Here is a 17,846-nt window from a genome sequence, read left to right as displayed (position 1 = left end):
CCCCCCCCCCCCCCCCCGCCGCCCCCCCCCCCCCCCGCCCCCCCCCCGCCCCCCCCCCCCCCCCCCCCCCCCCCCCGCGGCGCGGGGCCCGCCCCCCCCCGCCCCCCCCGAGCCGGAGGGGCACGCGGAGTTCCACGGCGGGGGGCAGCCGCAAGCGGCCCCCGCGGGGGCGCAGCCCGGCTCCCACCTGGCCTCCCACGCGGGCGCCCACGGGGCCGCGCAGCACGCGGAGCCGGTGGGACTCGCGGGGCACGCGGAGCCCGTTCAGTTCGCGGAGCCCGCGGAGTTCGTGGAGCGCGCGGAACCCGTGGGATTCGCGGAGCAGCGGCACGTGCACTACGCCGACCCGCACACCGGGACGGATCCGGGGGCGACGGCCGAATGGCAGTTCCCGGACGCGCTGCACCGGGACGAGGAGGCTTCGGCCACCGGGCACTGGACGCTGCCGGCCGACTTCACGGGCGGCGGTGCCGGTGCGGAGGCCGGTGGTGTCGGCGGAGGTGTCGGCGGGGCGGAGGCCGGCCCGGACGGGCACGGGCTCGGGCTCGGTACGGGCGCCGGGCACGGCGGTGAGCCGGCCGGCGGGACCGGGGAGTTCCGGGTCGGCGGGCCGGACGGCGGCTGGGGCCAGGCCCCGGCGACGCTGCCGGGCGGGGCCCGGGCCCCCTGGGCGGCGCCCGAGACGCCGGCCGGGCCGGGTGCGGAGGCCCTGGCGGCCGCGGCCGAGACGCCGCTGAGCTCCGGGGTGCTGCCGGGCGGCGACGCCGCGGGTGCGCACGGGGCGGGGGCCGGGCCGCTGGGGCGCGGGCCGAGGGTGCTGGGCGGTCCCGGAGTCGGGACCCCGCTGCCCGAGGGCTACCCCCAGGCCGGGCCGGAGCCCGAGACGGCTCTGGAGGCCGCCCCGGACATCGAGGCCTCCCACGGCCACGGCACGGCGCAGCCCCCGGCCGGCGACGAGCGGCCGCGCCCCGCGGAGGCCGAGGGCGTCTCCTCCGACGCCGCGCCGGAGGAGCAGCCCTCCTCCGCCGCCGCCCCGGTACCGGGCGGGGCGGACGGGCACGGCTTCGCGGAGGCGCCCGCCGCCCCCGCCGGAGCGGAGGCCGCGCCCGCGCCGAGTGAGGACACCGCCGACAGCGCCGTGCCGGCCCCGGCCGGGCACGACACCGGGGAGTTCCCGCTCGGGGAGGCGTCGTACGAGGAAGAACGGCACCCCGCCGTCGCCCATCACGAGCACCCGTCCGCTTCGTACGTCCTGCGCGTCAACGGGGCCGACCGGCCCGTCACCGGCGCCTGGATCGGCGAGTCCCTGCTCTACGTGCTGCGCGAGCGGCTCGGTCTGGCGGGCGCCAAGGACGGCTGCTCGCAGGGCGAGTGCGGAGCCTGCGCCGTCCAGGTCGACGGGCGCCTCGTCGCCTCCTGCCTGGTCCCGGCGGCGACGGCGGCCGGCTCCGAGGTCCGCACGGTGGAGGGGCTCGCCCAGGGCGGGGAACTCTCGGACGTGCAGCAGGCGTTGTGCAGGTCGGGCGGGGTGCAGTGCGGGTTCTGCGTTCCCGGCATGGCCATGACCATCCATGACCTGCTGGAGGGCAACCACGCCCCCAGCGACCTGGAGACCCGGCAGGCGCTCTGCGGCAACCTCTGCCGCTGCTCCGGCTACAAGGGCGTCATCGAGGCGGTCCGCGAGGTCATCGCGGAGCGCGAGGCCACGGCCGCGCAGGCGACGGAGTCCCCGGCGGAACCCCTGGCGGAGCCCCCGGCGGAACCCCTCATCCCGCACCAGGCGCAGCCGGGCGAGGGCGGCGTCCACGGCTTCGACACCCCCTTCGGCGGACACGGCTTCGAGGTGGCGGCGCCCGGCCCGAACGGCACCCTCGGCGGCAACGGCTTCGACGCGTCGGGTGTCTTCGAGGCGGCGGCGGGCCCGGACGGGACGTTCGGCGGCAACGGCTTCGACGCGTCGGGTGTCTTCGAGGCGGCGGCGCCCGGCCCGAACGGCACCCTCGGCGGCAACGGCTTCGACGCGTCCGGCGCCGCGGGCGGCTTCGACGCCTTCGGCACCCTCGACGCGACCGGCCTGACCGGCCCGACCGGCGTCCCGGGCGCCGCGGCCCCCGGCCCGCACGCCTTCGACGGCACCCACGAGGGCCCGTACGACGGCGCCCACGACGGCGCCCACGACGGCCCGTACGACGGCGCCCACGGCGTCGGCTTCGACGGGATCCACCACAACGGAGGCATGGCGTGAGCGGGCAGGACGCGGCCACGGCGACGACCACCACGACGACCACCATGACCATGGCGACGCTCAACGTCGGCGCCGACGGCGACGGTGACGGCGGCGACCAGCAGCGCCCCGCCCGCGGCATCGGGGCCTCCGTCCCCTCGGCGGACACCCGTGCCAAGACCGAGGGCACCTTCCCGTACGCCGCCGACCTGTGGGCGGAGGGACTGCTGTGGGCCGCCGTGCTGCGCTCCCCGCACGCCCACGCCCGTATCCGCTCCATCGACACCTCGGCCGCCGCCGAGATGCCGGGCGTGCGCGCCGTCATCACCCACGCCGACGTCCCCGGCGCCGCCACCCACGGCCGCCGCATCGCCGACCGGCCGGTCTTCGCCCACGACGTCGTGCGCCACCACGGCGAGCCCATCGCCGCCGTGGCCGCCGACCACCCGGACACGGCCCGCCTCGCGGCGGCCGCCATCGCCGTCGAGTACGAACTCCTCGACGCCGTCACGGACCCCGAGCAGTCCTTCGGCGCCGCCCCGCTCCACCCGGACGGCAACCTCATCCGGCACATCCCACTGCGCTACGGCGACCCCGAGGCCACCGGCGAGGTGGTCGTCGAGGGCCTCTACCGCATCGGCCGCCAGGACCCGGCCCCCATCGGCGCCGAGGCCGGCCTCGCCGTGCCCCGCCCCGACGGCGGCGTCGAGATCTACACCGCCTCCACCGACCCGCACACCGACCGCGACCTCGCCGCCGCCTGCTTCGGCCTCGACCCGGACCGCGTCCGCGTCGTCGTCACCGGCGTCCCCGGCGCCACCGCCGACCGCGAGGACCCCGCCTTCCAGCTTCCCCTCGGCCTGCTCGCCCTGCGCACCGGCTGCCCGGTCAAGCTGGCCGCCACCCGCGAGGAGTCCTTCCTCGGCCACGCCCACCGCCACCCGACCCTGCTGCGCTACCGCCACCACGCGGACGCCGAGGGCCGGCTGGTCAAGGTGGAGGCGCAGATCCTGATGGACGCCGGCGCCTACGCCGACGCCTCCGCCGAGTCCCTCGCGGCTGCGGTGGCCTTCGCGTGCGGCCCGTACGTCGTCCCGCACGCCTTCGTGGAGGGCTGGGCGGTCCGCACCAACAACCCGCCCTCGGGCCACGTGCGCGGCGAGGGCGCCATGCAGGTCTGCGCGGCCTACGAGGGCCAGATGGACAAACTCGCGGCCGCCCTCGGCATCGACGGCGCGGAGCTGCGCCTGCGCAACGCCCTCGCCACCGGAGACCTCCTGCCCACGGGTCAGACGGTCACCTGCCCGGCTCCCGTGGCCGAACTCCTCCGATCGGTCCGCGACTTCCCGCTCCCCTCCCTCCCCAAGGACACCCCGGAGGAGGACTGGCTGCTGCCCGGCGGGCCCGAGGGCGCGGGCGAGCCCGGCGCGGTGCGGCGGGGGGTCGGCTACGGCGTGGGCATGGTCCACATGCTCGGCGCGGAGGGCGCCGACGAGGTGTCCACCGCCACCGTGAAGGTGGTCGGCGGGGCCGCCACCGTCATCTGCGCGGCCGTCGACACCGGCCAGGGCTTCGCGACGCTCGCCCGGCAGATCGTCCAGGAGGTCCTCGGCATCGATGAGGTCACCTGCGCTCCCGTGGACACCGACCAGCCGCCGGCGGGCCCCTCCGCCCACGGCCGCCACACCTGGGTCTCGGGCGGAGCCGTCGAGCGGGCCGCGAAGATGGTCCGTACGCAGCTCCTCCAGCCGATGGCCCACAAGCTCGGCATGTCCACCGAACTCCTCCAGATCCAGGACGGCCGGATCACGTCGTACGACGGCGCCTTCTCCCTCTCCGTGGCGGAGGCCATAGAGGGCAAGGAGCTCTGGGCGACGGCCCAGTGCCGCCCGCACCCGACGGAGCCGCTCGACGACCACGGTCAGGGCGACGCCTTCGTGGGCCTGGCGTTCTGCGCGATCCGCGCGGTGGTCGACGTGGACATCGAACTCGGCACGGTCCGGGTGGTGGAGCTGGCCGTCGCGCAGGACGTGGGCCGCGTCCTCAACCCGCGCCAGCTGGAGGCCCGTATCGAAGCGGGCGTCACCCAGGGCGTCGGCGCGGCCCTGACAGAGAACCTCCGCTCGGTCGCCGGCCTGGTCCGCCACCCCGACCTGACGGGCTACGCCCTGCCGACGTCCCTGGACGCCCCGGCGGTGCGGATCGTCCGGCTGGTGGAGGAACGGGACGTCGTCGCCCCCTTCGGGGCGAAGGCGGCGAGCGCGGTCCCGGTGGTCACGACCCCGGCGGCGGTGGCCTCGGCGGTGCGCGCGGCGACGGGGAGGCCGGTGAACAGGATCCCGATCCGGCCATCGGCGGCTGTGGCGGTGCCCAACTCGTAGCGGCCTGCCCCACCTTGTCGTCGGTGCCGGTCGTTAGAGTGGCAGGAGGCACGACACACGCACGCGTGCGAACGGGTGTGACGGGGACGGGGAGTGGGGGAGTTCATCGTGGCAGCGGACAATGCTCCGGGGCTGCTGGGCATCGGCGTGGCCGGGGGCCTGGCGGACGCGGTGATGCGCCAGGCGAGGGCGCTTGAGGTCGAGTACGAGTCGATGACCGACTACAAGAACCGGGTCGACGCGCTGCTGACCACGTTGGACGGCTCGCAGGCGGACGCCGGCAAACTCGCCCACGGCACCCTCCCCGCAGGCACCCTCGGCACGGGCTTCCCCGAGGCGGAGGCCCTGTTCAAGGCGTACGACACGGTCCACAGCGAGCTCCAGAAGCTGTCGAAGGGCCTGGCGGGCCAGATCGAGGCGCTCGGCATCGCGATCCAGACGGCGGGCAAGGGCTACGGCGGAGTGGACGAGGAGACGCAGGCGAGGATGCGGGCCCTGATCAGGCGCTCGAAGGAGGAGTACGACCCGGACCGCGACCCCCTCGTCCAGCAGCAGAAGGAAGCCCAGAAGCAGCAGCACCAGGGCACTGCCCCGACCCCGACCCCGAGCACGTCGAAGGGCACGATCTGATGGCGCCGACGAACTTCGAGGGCTACTCGCACGAGCAGTTGCTCGCGATGATCGCCTCCCTCGACCCGGAGACGGTCAAGTCGCGGGCCACCCAACTGGCCGAGGCGGCGAAGACGATCAAGGAGATCGGCGAGAGCCTCAAGAAGCACCAGGTGAAGGGCTGGGAAGGCGAGGCGGCACATGCCTTCCAGGACTGGGTGAGCCGCACGGGCAGCGCGACGCTGTCGCTGGGCGAATACAGCCAGACGGGGAGCACGTGGATGACGCACGCCGCCCAGACGATGGTCGAGGTGAAGGCCAACACGCCGAAGTACGACAAGGCGGCGGCCGACAACCTGGAGGCGGCCCGCAAGTACCACAACGACCCGGACGCCCAGCAGATCGGCCAGACGGCCCACGCGAAGCTGACGGCCGACCACGAGCAGGCGGTCCAGCAACTGACGAAGCTGGCCCAGTCCTACGACGCCTCGGCAACCCAACTGACCCGAGCCCAGGCCCCGACGTTTCCGCCGCCGTCGCCGGACTTTGATCCCAGGGATTCTTACAGCGGGCAGAGTGATATCGAGCGGACGACCGGGGCCTCGGGCGGATCTGGTGCGGCTGGCTCCGCACACGTATCCCCGGCTCCGGCAAGTAGCGGCCCTTCGAGCGAGCCCGGCCATGTGCAAGGCCGCACTCCTCTGCCGGACAACACCCTGCCTGCTGCGCCAGGGCCCCTTCCAACACCCGTCCTCCCGGAACGTGGCGTAGACGTGGACCTCGACCATGTCGCCACTCTCCCGGACAAGACCGTCCCCCCGACCCTTGGGTTGCCCGTCGGACCCGCGCAGGGCTTGCCTGGTGGGAACGCCAACGGCGGGCCAGTCCCGCCGTTGACCCTTCCGCTCATCGGCGGTCCACCATCACTGGGCGGCGGACCGCTGCCGGTAACGCGGCCTCCTGTTGGTGTCGGCGGCAAGGCCGGAGGTATCTCGCTCCCGTCCCCGCGCGATACCGGCATCGTGGGTGGCCGCCCGATCTCCGCTGGCGGACCCAGCGCGGGTATCCCACGCGGCACAGTCATTGGTGCGGAGAGCCCGCACGCAGGGGGCGGCCGGGGCATGCCCGGCGCGATAGGTGGCGGCGGCCTGGGTGGCCCACACGGCACCCCAGGCGGTCGGCCTGCTGGTCGGCGACTGTCCGTGGAACCGGGCGGCGTTTTCGGGGGCCGTCAAGCCGCTGCTGGTGTCCAGCCGTTCACTCAGGGTGGTACGGGCCTCGTGCGCAATGGGTCGGGTGTTAGTGCGGTGGCTCCAGGAGGCGCCACTCCCCAGACCCCGAGCAGGCGGCGCGAAGGCCAGGGGGGCGCCCGCCCCGACTACCTGGCTGAGGACGAAGAGACCTGGCAGGACAGCCGTCGCGTTGTTCCACCGGTGATCGACTGAGCAGAACGGACGTTGCACGGGATGCGAATGCGCAAGGCGACCTCGGCCCTGGTGGGTCTGCTGCTGGCTGGGGTAGCCGTGACCCCAGCCCACGCGGAGACGGTCCGGTCCAAGCAATGGCACCTCGATGCCATGAAAGCCGACGACATCTGGAAGATCAGCACAGGCAAGGGTGTCACCGTTGCAGTGATCGACTCCGGCGTCGCTCGCATCCCCGAACTCGAAGGGCAGGTGTTGCCCGGCAAGGACTTTGCTCCGGACACGATCGAGGGTGATGAACGCACGGACTACAAGAATCACGGTACGGGTATGGCGGCAGTCGTTGCCGGCAACGGGAAGGGGCCCGGCGGGGTGGAGAGCGCCTTCGGGCTGGCTCCTGGCGCGAAGATCTTGCCCTTGCGTGTTGACCTCCACGGCAACGGAATTTCGCGCGACACGACCCTAAGGGATGCCATTCGCTACGCGGCGGACTCTGAAGCGAAGATCCTCAACATCTCGTTGGGGGGATGGGGCGATACCGAAGACCTGAGGAGTGCTGTTCGGTATGCATTGACGAAGGGCAAGTTGATCTTCGCCGGTGTGGGTAACGATGGTGGCGCTCAAGTGAATTATCCAGCCGGCATTCCTGGCGTAGTGGGGGTCGGGGCTGTCGATGCTGACGGTGCTGCCACCAAGGAGTCGACACACAACAACTCCGTAGACATGTCTGCTCCAGGCACCGACATCGTTACCGCATGTGGCGGCACCACGGGCCTCTGCAACAGCCACGGCACAAGCGACGCCACAGCCCTGGCCTCCGCCTCCGCCGCCCTCCTCTGGTCCGCCCACCCCACCTGGACCAACAACCAGATCCTCCGCGTCCTCCTCAACACCGCCGGCAAGCCCGTGGACGGCGTCCAGCGGAACGACTACATCGGCTACGGCGTCGTCCGCCCCCGCGTCGCGCTGCCCACCCCCGGTGACCCCGGGCCGCCCGACGTGTACCCCCTCCCCGATCTCGCCGCGGCGGCAGCCAAGGACACGCCCGTTCCCTCGACCGGGGGAAAGACCACCCCGCCGCAGGCGCCGCAGGCCGCCCCTGCGGTAGACAAGGGCGACGGCAGCAGCTGGACCTGGATCGCCCTCGGGCTCGGGGCCTGCGTCCTCATCGGTGGTGCCGTCACCGCGGTCGTCGTCCGCAGGGCGGCCCGCCGCTGACCTGAACCCGCACGGGAGTGGAGCGCACGCGATGTCCTTCGAGCAGGAATGGGCCGCCGCGCGCGCCACCGCCGAGGCCAAGGCCGCCCTCCGGCTCGACCACGCCCCGGCCGCCGGGGGCGCCACCGCCGACCTCGCCCTCAACCAGGACCACATCGGCGCCGTCGGCAGCGAGGCGTACGCGCTGCACCACCGCCTCCAGACCGACGGCCGCCACGCCGCCACCGCCTCCGCCGAAGCCGCCACCGCCCTCGCGAGGGAGGGCTTCGCCAGCGGAGCCGCCCTCGCCAAGGCGAACGGACGCTGGGAGAGCCAGGTCAAGACCCTCGTCGCCGCCTGCGCCCAGATCTCCAACGGCCTCGACTACTCCCTCTCCTCCCATGCCAAGGAAGAACAGCGGCTCTACGCCGAGTTCACGTCCTCCAAGATCGACCAGTACCTCTCGTAGCCGTGCTGACGTACGAGAACGTCCTGAACGCCCCCGTCGGCCCGCTCGCCACCGCCGTCCGCGACTGGCAGGCGCTGGCCGCCAAGCTGGACGAGCTGGCCGAGGCCGCCCGCAACGGCATGAAGGCCAAGTCGGACAAGGCCGAATGGAGCGGGGTCACGGCGGGCGTGGCGCGGCCGTTCGTCGACAAGACGGCCAAGGAGTTCCAGGACGCGGCCAACGAGGCCAAGGGCATCCACCAGGCCCTCGCCCAGGGCCACGACGCCTTCACCTCCTCCCGCGAGCGGCTGCGGAAGATCTCCGAGGTGGAGGCTCCGGCCGCCGGATTCCGGGTGGACGCCAGGGGGAAGGTCGAGCCGCTGCCGCTCGCCACCGAGGCGGACCGCGACGCGGCCCGGCACGATCCGGACTACCAGGAGTCCCTCCGCGTCAACCGCCCGCTGTGGCAGGCGAAGGTGGACGCCGCCCTCGACGCGTGCGACGACGTCGACCAGTCCCTCGCCCGCCTCCTCAACGCCAACCTCGCCGACGACCACGACTTCAGCGCCCCGAAATACGCCGGCCTCACCGCCGAACAGGCCGGCCGCGCCACCGACCTCGCGAGGAGGGGCCGGAACCTCTCGCACGCCGAACTGGCCGAACTCAACGAGCTGCTCGCCGACAACGCCAAGGTCCCGGCGTTCTCCACGGCCTTCTACGGCACCCTCGGCCCCGAGGGCGCGCTCCGGTTCTTCGGCACCATGGCGACCGACACCTACGCGTACGGGAAGCTCGACGAGCAGCGGCTGGAGGACGTCCGGGAGCTCCAGCGGAACCTCGGCTTCAACCTGGCCACCGCCACCCGCTCCACCGCCGAACCCCACCTGCCCGACAGCTACGCGGCGGAGCTGCGCAGGCTGGGCACCCAGCCGATCCCCCTGGCCCGCCACGACCAGAACCCGCCGTACGGGTACCAGCTGCTGGGCGGGATCATGCGCTTCGGGAACTACGACCCGAAGTTCCTCGTCCCGATCGCCGAACACGCGACGCAGATCCACGCCGGGAACCCGGACTTCTTCACCGGCACCCGCCAGCTCAACGGCTACGGCAAGAACATGCTGAACCCTTCCGGGACCAACGGGGCGGGCTACGACCCGGTGGTCGGCTTCCTGGAGGCGCTGGGCCACAGCCCGGAGGCGTCGGCGCAGTTCTTCGACCCCGAGCGGAGTCCGCACGCCTATGGCGCCGATGGCACGGCGAAGGCCGGGGCCGCGTATCTGGGCAAGGACGCCAAGGGCCGGCCCGTCACGAACTACCTCGACTTCTTCGCCAGCGAGAAGTACCACTCCACCATCGACATGGAGGGCATGAACCCCGACGACCTGAAGAAGGCCGCCACCTACATGCCCGACGCCCTGGGCCACGCCCTGGAAGCGGCCACCCTCGGCCACGCCTGGGACGACCCGGCCCCCCGCCTGGAGCGCGATGAAACCTCCGCCAAGATCATGCAGAGGGTGGTGGCCACGTACGGTGCGAGCCCCGAGCTGCTGAAGCAGCAGAGCTCGCTGGCGGACAGCCTGGGCCGAATGGGTGCTGGCTACATCGGTGATCTGAACCATGCCCTGAACGGGAACGACGCGCAGAGCGTGTTCGCGGGAACCGGCGCGGGGCAGGCCGAGTTCGAGCAGGAGGACGCCCGCCGATTCCTGAGCAGCCTCGGCCAGCACCCCGATTCCTACCTCGTCATGTCCCAGGCGGAGTCCGTCTTCCAGTCCTCGGTGCTGGAGTCCCAGGTGGGGCCCGACGGCAGGCTCAACCGGAGTGGTCTGATGGAGGCCGCGCGCACCGGCGGGGAGTTCCAGGGAATCCTGGACGAGTCCCGTGGCAAGCAGATCACCGCCGACGCGGAGAAGTGGGCCAAGGACTACGACGAGGCGGTGGAGAAACGCTCGGGGTGGGTTGAGTTCGGGTCGACGGCGGCCATCGCGGCGGGGGTCGCGTTCCTGCCGGCGACCGCGATGGCGGCTGGCGCGGCCGCGGTCGTCGTACCGCTTGCCGTGGACACGGGCAGTGGAGCCCTGGAACAGGTCGTCGGCGGGGTCGCCAAGGACTGGTCCGAGGCCGAAGCCGACCGCCTGAAAGACCGGAAGGCGGGGAAAGCCCACGAGGACCAGACGGCCGTCTACCAGCACGGTGAGCGGATGGCGCAGTCACCCGTACGTCACTTCCTGCGGCACCACCCACCGAGCCCGGACGACCCGATCGACGAGACCCTGAAGCAGTCCAGCCTGACGGGATACAACACCGGTTGCGGGCTTGAGCGCCATACCGGCAACCAGCCCGTGGTGGACAACTGAGGGGTGCGGGTGAGCGGGCGGAGACCGGGTTGCGGTTCGCGCCGGAGCGCGGCGGCAGCTTGGTACGCAGCGGCCGCGGTCCTGCTCGTGGCCTGCGGCGGCGGTGCAACCCCCGGCCCGCACCAGCCCACGGAACTCTCCGCCGCCCAGGTGTGCCCCGGCCGGATCCTCAATCCCGAGGCCGTGCGGGGCATTGAGAAGGTCACCGGGGCGACCCGCTTCCAGCCTCCTGAGGACGGACGGGCCCCCGGGGTGGCCTGGGTGGCGGACGTGCTGGTCCGTGGCTACGCGAAGGCCGAGGCTTCGCTGGGCGGTGAGGTGTGCCAGGCCGTGCCGGTGGACGGGAAAGGGCGGCACCGGCTCACGCTGGGCTTCGCGATCGAGAGCGAGACCCAGCGCACCGGCGAGCATTCCGAGAGCGGTGGGGGCCACTACTGGGAGTACGACCTCGGGCGCAACGCCCTGGCCCTCTCGCGTCAGGCGAAGCTGTTCTTCGACTGCGCCAGTGTCCGACTCGCGGGGCTCGGCCGGCCCGTACCCGTCATGGCCGTCGTGAGCGTGTCCGGCGGATCGGACGGGGACGAACCCGAACTGCGCGAGGCCAACCTGGCCGTAATCCACTCCGCCTCCCTGGCGATGGCCAGGGAACTGGGGTGCACGGGCGGGGGAGGCCTGCCTGGCAGGCTGGTGGTCAGGCAGAGGACGGCCCGTACCGTCGCCCCGTAGCCCGGGCCTCCGCCGCGGACAGCGCGGAAGGGCCGCCGGGGAAGTCCCCGGCGGCCCCTCCGCAGCCTCCCCGAGGCCGTGACCGGAATCGAACCGGCGTAACCCGCTTTGCAGGCGAGTCCCTCAACCACTCGGGCACACGGCCGTGTTGTTGCTGTGCCGGATATGACGCTACGGGTCTGCGGTGTGGCCCGGAAGGGCGGCGCGGGGGATGCAATGTGACTGCCATGCGGCGTTCACACGGGCCGTTCGGACTAGGTCCCGGGGACCACGCGGGATACGACCAATTGACAGGGGCGAATCCCGCACGCGCACCTTACTCTGGGGCGATGAGTGCCCTTGAACCCCGGATAGCAGAGACCCCCGCCGCCCCGCCCACACCGCCGGGCGGCATTCTGGGGCCGGCCTACCGGACGCTGAGCGTCGGGATCATCTCCGTGATCTTCCTGATCGCCTTCGAGGCCACCGCCGTCGGGACCGCCATGCCCGTCGCCGCGCGCGAGCTGGACGGGGTCGGGCTCTACGCCTTCGCCTTCTCCGCCTACTTCACCACCAGCCTCTTCGGCATGGTCCTGGCCGGCCAGTGGGCCGACCGGCAGGGGCCGCTGCGGCCGCTGGCGGTGGGGATCGGGGCCTTCGCCGCCGGGCTGGTGTGTTCCGGGACCGCCGCCGTCATGGGGGTGTTCGTGCTCGGGCGGGCCGTCCAGGGGTTCGGGGGCGGGCTGGTCATCGTCGCGCTCTACGTCGTCGTCAGCCGGGCCTACGAGGAGCGGCTGCGGCCCGCGATCATGGCGGCCTTCGCCGCGAGCTGGGTGGTCCCGTCCATCGTCGGGCCGCTGGCCGCGGGGACGGTCACCGAGCGCCTCGGCTGGCGGTGGGTGTTCCTCGGGATCCCGGTGCTGGTCGTCGTCCCGCTGATCGTGGCGCTGCCCGCGATCCGCCGGACCGCGTCCGGGCCGGTGGACGGCGGCGGCGAGGCGCCCGCGGCGTTCGACCGGCGGCGGATCCGGCTGGCCCTCGGGATCTCGGTGGGCGCCGGGCTGCTCCAGTACGCCGCGCAGGACCTGCGGTGGCTGTCGTTGCTGCCCGGAGCCGCCGGGGCGGCGCTGCTGGTGCCGGCGGTGCTCGGGCTGCTGCCGCGCGGGACGTACCGGGCGCGGCGCGGGCTGCCGTCCGTGGTGCTGCTGCGCGGGGTGGCGGCCGGGGCCTTCATCGGCGCGGAGAGCTTCGTGCCGCTGATGCTGGTCACCCAGCGCGGGCTCAGCCCGACCCTGGCCGGGTTCTCGCTGGCGCTCGGCGGGGTGACCTGGGCGCTGGGCTCCTGGGTGCAGTCCCAGGGGCGGACGGCCCCGTACCGGGAGCGGCTGATGGTGGCCGGGATGGTCATGGTGGCGCTCGGCATCCTCGCGGCTCCGGCGGTGCTGGTCGAGTCGGTGCCGGTGTGGACGCCGGCCGTGGCCTGGGCCGTGGGCTCGCTCGGCATGGGGCTGGTGATCGGCTCGACGAGCGTGCTGCTGCTCCGGCTGTCGGCGCCGGAGGAGGCGGGGGCGAACTCCGCCGCTCTCCAGATCTCCGACGCGCTGGCCAACGTGGTGCTGCTGGCGGCCGGCGGGGCGGCGTTCGCCGCGCTGGGCGGGGGAGCCGTGGGGGCGGGGCACGCCCTGGGCGCGGAGGGCGGTGCCTCGCGCCCGGCCGCGTTCCTCGTCGTGTTCCTGCCGATGGCCTGCGTGGCCCTGGCCGGGGCCTGGGTGGCGACCCGGCTGCACGAGCGTCCGGCGGCGAAAACCGGCTGACGCCCCACCGGCCCGTCGTTACGCTGCGTGCATGAACGATCTGGTCATCCGGCTCTCCGACGCCGACTGCGCGGAGCTCGCCGACCTCGCCGACGCCACCGGCCGCACGCCCGAGGAGCACGCGCTGGAGGCCGTACGGGAGCACCTGTGCCGGGAGCGCGGGCGCGTCGGGGACGCCGCGGCCCGCCTGGCCCGGCTGCACGAGCCCCTGCTGAAGCGGCTCGGCGCATGACCGGGGCCGCCGCCGTGCGCCACCTCACGCTCGCCGAGGTCCTCGACCTGGCCCGGCACGCCTGCCTCGCCCAGGGGCAGCCGGTCGAGCTGCGCGCCCCCGGCCTGCTGGAGTCCGCCGTCCACCGGCCGAGGGCTGGGGGCCCCTCCCAGCGGTAGCTGGGGGAGTATGGGACGCCCGCCTACGCGGACCCGTACGAGCAGGCCGCCGCGCTGCTCCACGGCATCGCGGTGAACCATCCCCTGGTCGACGGCAACAAGCGCACCGCCTGGCTCGCCGCCGCCACCTTCCTGGCCGTGAACGGGGCCGATCCGGCGGCCGTGGACCAGGACGCGGCGTACGCGCTGGTCGTCGACGTGGCCTCCGGCGCCGAGGCCCGGGTGCCGTTGATCGCCGACAGGCTGCGGGAGTTGGTGGCGGTGTGACGCTCGCCGCACTGCCCGAGGTCACGGGCCTGTCCCTCCGCGGGGGGTGGTGCGGCGCGGGTAAGGTGGCCCGGTTGTCCTGAGTACGACCGCCACCGAGAGCACGAACCGGAGACCGTGACTACTACCGCCTCCCACCACCTCTCACCCGCCTTCCCCGGCCGTGCGCCGTGGGGTACCGCCAGCAAGCTGCGTGCCTGGCAGCAGGGGGCGCTGGACAAGTACATCCAGACCCAGCCCCGTGATTTCCTCGCCGTCGCCACCCCCGGCGCCGGCAAGACCACCTTCGCGCTGACCCTGGCCTCCTGGCTGCTGCACCACCACGTGGTCCAGCAGGTGACCGTGGTCGCGCCGACCGAGCACCTGAAGAAGCAGTGGGCGGAAGCCGCCGCCCGCATAGGCATCCGGCTCGACCCCGAGTACTCGGCCGGGCCGCTCGGCAAGGACTACCACGGCGTCGCCGTCACCTACGCCGGTGTCGGCGTGCGGCCGATGCTGCACCGCAACCGCTGCGAGCAGCGCAAGACGCTGGTGATCCTGGACGAGATCCACCACGCGGGCGACTCCAAGTCCTGGGGCGAGGCCTGCCTGGAGGCCTTCGACCCCGCGACGCGCCGCCTCGCGCTGACCGGAACCCCGTTCCGCTCCGACACCAACCCGATCCCCTTCGTGACGTACGAGGAGGGCAACGACGGCATCCGCCGCTCCTCCGCCGACTACACGTACGGCTACGGCAACGCGCTGGGCGACGGCGTCGTCCGGCCCGTGATCTTCCTGTCCTACAGCGGCAACATGCGCTGGCGCACCAAGGCCGGCGACGAGATCGAGGCCCGCCTGGGCGAGCCGATGACCAAGGACGCCATCTCGCAGGCCTGGCGCACGGCGCTGGACCCCCGCGGCGACTGGATGCCGAACGTGCTGCGCGCCGCCGACCAGCGGCTCACGGAGGTCAGGAAGGGCATCCCGGACGCCGGCGGGCTCGTCATCGCCGCCGACCAGGACGCGGCCCGCGCGTACGCCAAGCTGATCCGGGAGATCACCGGGACGAAGCCGACCGTCGTCCTCTCCGACGACACCAACGCGTCGAAGAACATCGACGCCTTCAGCGCGAACGACGACCGCTGGATGGTCGCGGTCCGCATGGTGTCCGAGGGCGTCGACGTGCCCCGCCTCGCGGTGGGCGTGTACGCGACGACGATCTCGACCCCGCTGTTCTTCGCGCAGGCCGTCGGCCGCTTCGTACGATCGCGCAGGCGCGGCGAGACCGCGTCCGTGTTCCTTCCGACCATTCCCTACCTGCTCGGCTTCGCCAACGAGATGGAGGTCGAGCGCGACCACGTCCTCGACCGGCCGAAGAAGGCGGGCGAGGACGACGACCCGTACGCCGAGTCCGAGAAGGAGATGGAGGAGGCGAACCGGCAGGAGGACGAGGACACCGGCGAGGACGAGCAGATGTCCTTCGAGGCCCTCGAATCCGACGCCGTCTTCGACCGGGTGCTGTACGACGGCGCGGAGTTCGGCATGCAGGCGCACCCGGGCAGCGAGGAGGAGCAGGACTACCTCGGCATTCCGGGCCTCCTGGAGCCGGACCAGGTGCAGCTGCTGCTGCAGAAGCGGCAGTCGCGCCAGATCGCGCACAGCCGGCGCAGGCCGGACGCGGAGGCGGACCTGCTGGAGCTTCCGGCCGACCGGCGGCCGGTGGTTTCGCACAAGGAGCTGCTGGAGCTGCGCAAGTCGCTGAACACCATGGTGGGGGCCTACGTCCACCAGAGCGGCAAGCCGCACGGGGTGATCCACACCGAGCTGCGCCGGGTGTGCGGCGGGCCGCCGAGCGCGGAGGCGACGGCGGGGCAGCTGAAGGAGCGGATCAAGAAGGTCCAGGAGTGGGCCACCCGGATGCGGTGAGCCTTCGCCGGCCGCAGATGCGGAACGGGGGGGGGGGGGGGGGGGGGCCGCCCCCCCCCCCCCCGCCCGGGGGGGCGCGGGGGGGGCGGGCGGGGGGGCCCCCCCCCCCCGTCGCCGTAGGGCGTGGAGCCGGGTCAGTTGGTGACGCGGCGACGCTTGCCGGTGCCGGCGACCAGGGCCGCGCCCATGGCGAGGGCCACACCGCCGGCGCCGAGCGCCCAGCTGGTGGCGGCGTCCGCACCGGTCTCGGCGAGCTGGCCGCCGGCGGTGGCGGTGCCGGTGCCGGTGCCCGTGCCCGTGCCCGTGCCGGTGTTGTGGTCGACGATCGGCGTGGTGCCGCCGCCGTTCGGCTTGGTGTCGTTGCCACCACCGGTGTGGCCGCCACCGTTGTCGTGGCCGCCGTTGTTACCGGTGCTGCCCCCCGTGTTGCCGCCGGCGTCGGAGGTGATCTTCGACTTGTAGACGCCCGACTCGGACTGGATCGTCGCGTCGTCGTTGGACGCGATGGCCTGGACCTTGATGTCGCCGGCCTTGGTGCCCTTCGTGAAGCGGAGCTGCACGTCCATGGTGAAGTGGTCGCCGGGCTCCAGCGGGCTGTTGCCGACGTAGACGATGTAGACGTCGCCGCCTTCCTCGTAGACGTAGCCCTCGTCCCAGAACTCCTCGCCCGACTCCTCGTCGTAGGCCAGGACCTTGCCGTCGATCTGGTCGGCGGTCACGTTGCCCTCGATCTTGAAGGCGTAGTGGTAGCGGTTGATGTGCTTGCCGCTGGTGTTGTCGACCTCGAACTCGAACTTCTGCGGCGCCCCGCCCGCCTTGAAGGTCGACGGCAGGCCGGAGAGGGCCACCTTCGGGCCCTGGGCGGCCTTGTGCTCAGGGGCCGGGGCCGGCTTGGCCTCCGGGGCCGGGGCGGGCTTGGCCGGGGCCGGGGCGGGAGCCGGGGTCTCCTTGGCCGGGGTCTCCGCGGCGGGCTTGGCGGCCGGGGTCTCGGCGGCCGGCTTGGCGTCGGCGGCCGGGGCGGCGTCTTCCTTCGGGGCCGAGTCCGGGGTGGTGACGGCGGTGTTCTTCGCCTCGTCCGCCATCGCGGGCGTGGCCATGAGGACCGTCGGGCCCACTACGGCGGCAGCGGCGACGACGGCCATGCGCTTGAGCTTCACAGGTACTTCTTCCCCTCCGTGAGTCCGGAGCACGGCCTGTGCCGCGCCCCGCCCACCCCCAACATCTTTTTGAACGCGATCAGACTAAGGGTCGTGTAAACCGATTTTCGGTCGGGGGACATTACGAATCGATACAGTCCCGAGGAGGAAAGGGCTGAAACCGGCAGTAGGCGACCGGATTCTGGACGAGGCCTTCCGCTGAGCGGACCCGCTCGCTACTGTCCCCGCATCGAACGCCCCGTGGCAGCGCCGCCGCGGGAGCGCAGCCGGTGCCATGGCCGCTACCGGCGGCCTCTCCGTGCGTCGCCGAGGGACCGGCAGCGCTGCACCCCATGAGAGTCACCGCCGTCCACCGACGACACAGAGGGAGAGGCGTCGTGACCGCGGAAACCTCCCAGACTCTCGACCGAGGGCTCAGAGTCCTCAAGCTGCTCGCCGACACCGACCACGGGCTGACCGTGACCGAGCTCTCCAACCGGCTCGGCGTCAACCGCACGGTGGTCTACCGCCTGCTGGCCACCCTGGAGCAGCACGCCCTGGTCCGCCGCGACCTCGGCGGCCGGGCCCGCGTCGGGCTCGGCGTGCTGCGGCTGGGCCGGCAGGTCCACCCGCTCGTGCGCGAGGCGGCCCTGCCCGCCCTGCGCTCGCTCGCCGAGGACATCGGTGCCACCGCGCACCTGACCCTCGTGGACGGCACGGAGGCGCTCGCCGTGGCCGTCGTCGAGCCCACCTGGACGGACTACCACGTCGCCTACCGGGCCGGCTTCCGCCACCCGCTGGACCGCGGCGCGGCCGGACGGGCCATCCTGGCGGCCCGTCAGGGCTCGCTGATCGAGCCCGGCTACACGCTCACCCACGGCGAGCTCGAAGCGGGGGGGCGCGGGGGGGGGGCGGCCCCGGGGGGGCCCCCCCCACGGAGCCGGAGGCGGAACCGGAAGCGGAACCGGAACTGGACATCTGCGGAAAAC

Annotated in this window: 13 protein-coding genes, 1 tRNA gene and 1 pseudogene; 13 read left to right on the top strand and 2 right to left on the bottom strand. The window is 73.2% G+C overall.

The genetic code is table 11. The annotated features are described in order from the left end of the window. Positions 1-235: 235 nt before the first annotated feature. From WDV06_RS31305 to WDV06_RS31270, 8 genes are all read left to right on the top strand, one after another. The gene (locus WDV06_RS31305) at positions 236-2,245 is read left to right on the top strand and encodes a 2Fe-2S iron-sulfur cluster-binding protein (RefSeq protein WP_395513184.1); all 2,010 of its coding nucleotides are present in this window, start codon (positions 236-238) and stop codon (positions 2,243-2,245) included. A gap of 50 nt (positions 2,246-2,295) precedes the next feature. Continuing rightward, positions 2,296-4,605: a xanthine dehydrogenase family protein molybdopterin-binding subunit gene (locus WDV06_RS31300; RefSeq protein WP_395513185.1), complete on the top strand. Its 2,310-nt coding sequence runs from the start codon at positions 2,296-2,298 to the stop codon at positions 4,603-4,605. A gap of 108 nt (positions 4,606-4,713) precedes the next feature. After that, positions 4,714-5,235, top strand: coding sequence for a DUF2563 family protein (locus WDV06_RS31295; RefSeq protein ID WP_395513183.1), 522 nt, complete (start codon positions 4,714-4,716; stop codon positions 5,233-5,235). Next, positions 5,235-6,659, top strand: a complete 1,425-nt coding sequence (locus WDV06_RS31290; RefSeq protein WP_395513182.1) for a WXG100 family type VII secretion target — start codon at positions 5,235-5,237, stop codon at positions 6,657-6,659. The genes WDV06_RS31295 and WDV06_RS31290 overlap by 1 nt, the downstream gene beginning before the upstream one ends. Before the next feature lie 21 nt (positions 6,660-6,680). After that, the gene (mycP, locus tag WDV06_RS31285; protein WP_395513181.1) at positions 6,681-7,856 is read left to right on the top strand and encodes a type VII secretion-associated serine protease mycosin; all 1,176 of its coding nucleotides are present in this window, start codon (positions 6,681-6,683) and stop codon (positions 7,854-7,856) included. 31 nt (positions 7,857-7,887) lie between these two features. Then, a complete protein-coding gene (locus WDV06_RS31280; protein WP_395513180.1) occupies positions 7,888-8,304 on the top strand; it encodes a hypothetical protein in 417 nt (138 codons plus the stop codon). Positions 8,305-8,306: 2 nt separating this feature from the next. Then, complete coding sequence (locus WDV06_RS31275; protein ID WP_395513179.1) at positions 8,307-10,640, top strand: hypothetical protein; 2,334 nt, start codon at positions 8,307-8,309, stop codon at positions 10,638-10,640. A 183-nt stretch (positions 10,641-10,823) separates the two neighbouring features. After that, positions 10,824-11,366, top strand: a complete 543-nt coding sequence (locus tag WDV06_RS31270; protein ID WP_395513178.1) for a hypothetical protein — start codon at positions 10,824-10,826, stop codon at positions 11,364-11,366. A gap of 73 nt (positions 11,367-11,439) precedes the next feature. On the opposite strand, the gene WDV06_RS31265 is transcribed toward WDV06_RS31270, so the two are convergent. Continuing rightward, positions 11,440-11,511: transfer RNA gene (locus WDV06_RS31265), tRNA-Cys, on the bottom strand. 184 nt (positions 11,512-11,695) lie between these two features. Between WDV06_RS31265 and WDV06_RS31260 the strand changes: the two genes are divergently transcribed. The 4 genes and pseudogenes from WDV06_RS31260 (at position 11,696) to WDV06_RS31245 (ending at position 15,721) form a co-directional block, all read left to right on the top strand. Beyond that, on the top strand, positions 11,696-13,159 hold the full coding sequence (locus tag WDV06_RS31260) for an MFS transporter (RefSeq protein WP_395513177.1): 1,464 nt from the start codon (positions 11,696-11,698) through the stop codon (positions 13,157-13,159). 31 nt (positions 13,160-13,190) lie between these two features. Further along, a complete protein-coding gene (locus WDV06_RS31255) occupies positions 13,191-13,391 on the top strand; it encodes a hypothetical protein (protein WP_395513176.1) in 201 nt (66 codons plus the stop codon). Next, a pseudogene (locus WDV06_RS31250) lies at positions 13,388-13,816 on the top strand (type II toxin-antitoxin system death-on-curing family toxin). The gene WDV06_RS31255 and the pseudogene WDV06_RS31250 overlap by 4 nt, the downstream one beginning before the upstream one ends. Positions 13,817-13,933: 117 nt before the next feature. Next, the gene (locus tag WDV06_RS31245) at positions 13,934-15,721 is read left to right on the top strand and encodes a DEAD/DEAH box helicase (RefSeq protein WP_395513175.1); all 1,788 of its coding nucleotides are present in this window, start codon (positions 13,934-13,936) and stop codon (positions 15,719-15,721) included. A gap of 134 nt (positions 15,722-15,855) precedes the next feature. Here the strand turns inward: WDV06_RS31245 and WDV06_RS31240 are convergent, their stop codons facing one another. After that, complete coding sequence (locus WDV06_RS31240) at positions 15,856-16,878, bottom strand: hypothetical protein (RefSeq protein WP_395513174.1); 1,023 nt, start codon at positions 16,876-16,878, stop codon at positions 15,856-15,858. Positions 16,879-17,255: 377 nt separating this feature from the next. Between WDV06_RS31240 and WDV06_RS31235 the strand changes: the two genes are divergently transcribed. Next, on the top strand, positions 17,256-17,846 hold a 591-nt coding region (locus WDV06_RS31235), incomplete at its 3' end, for an IclR family transcriptional regulator (RefSeq protein ID WP_395513173.1).

This window comes from Streptomyces racemochromogenes, from assembly GCF_044129415.1.
In the GTDB taxonomy this organism is placed as follows: domain Bacteria; phylum Actinomycetota; class Actinomycetes; order Streptomycetales; family Streptomycetaceae; genus Streptomyces; species Streptomyces racemochromogenes_A.
This window is presented reverse-complemented; position numbering and strand designations above follow the sequence as displayed.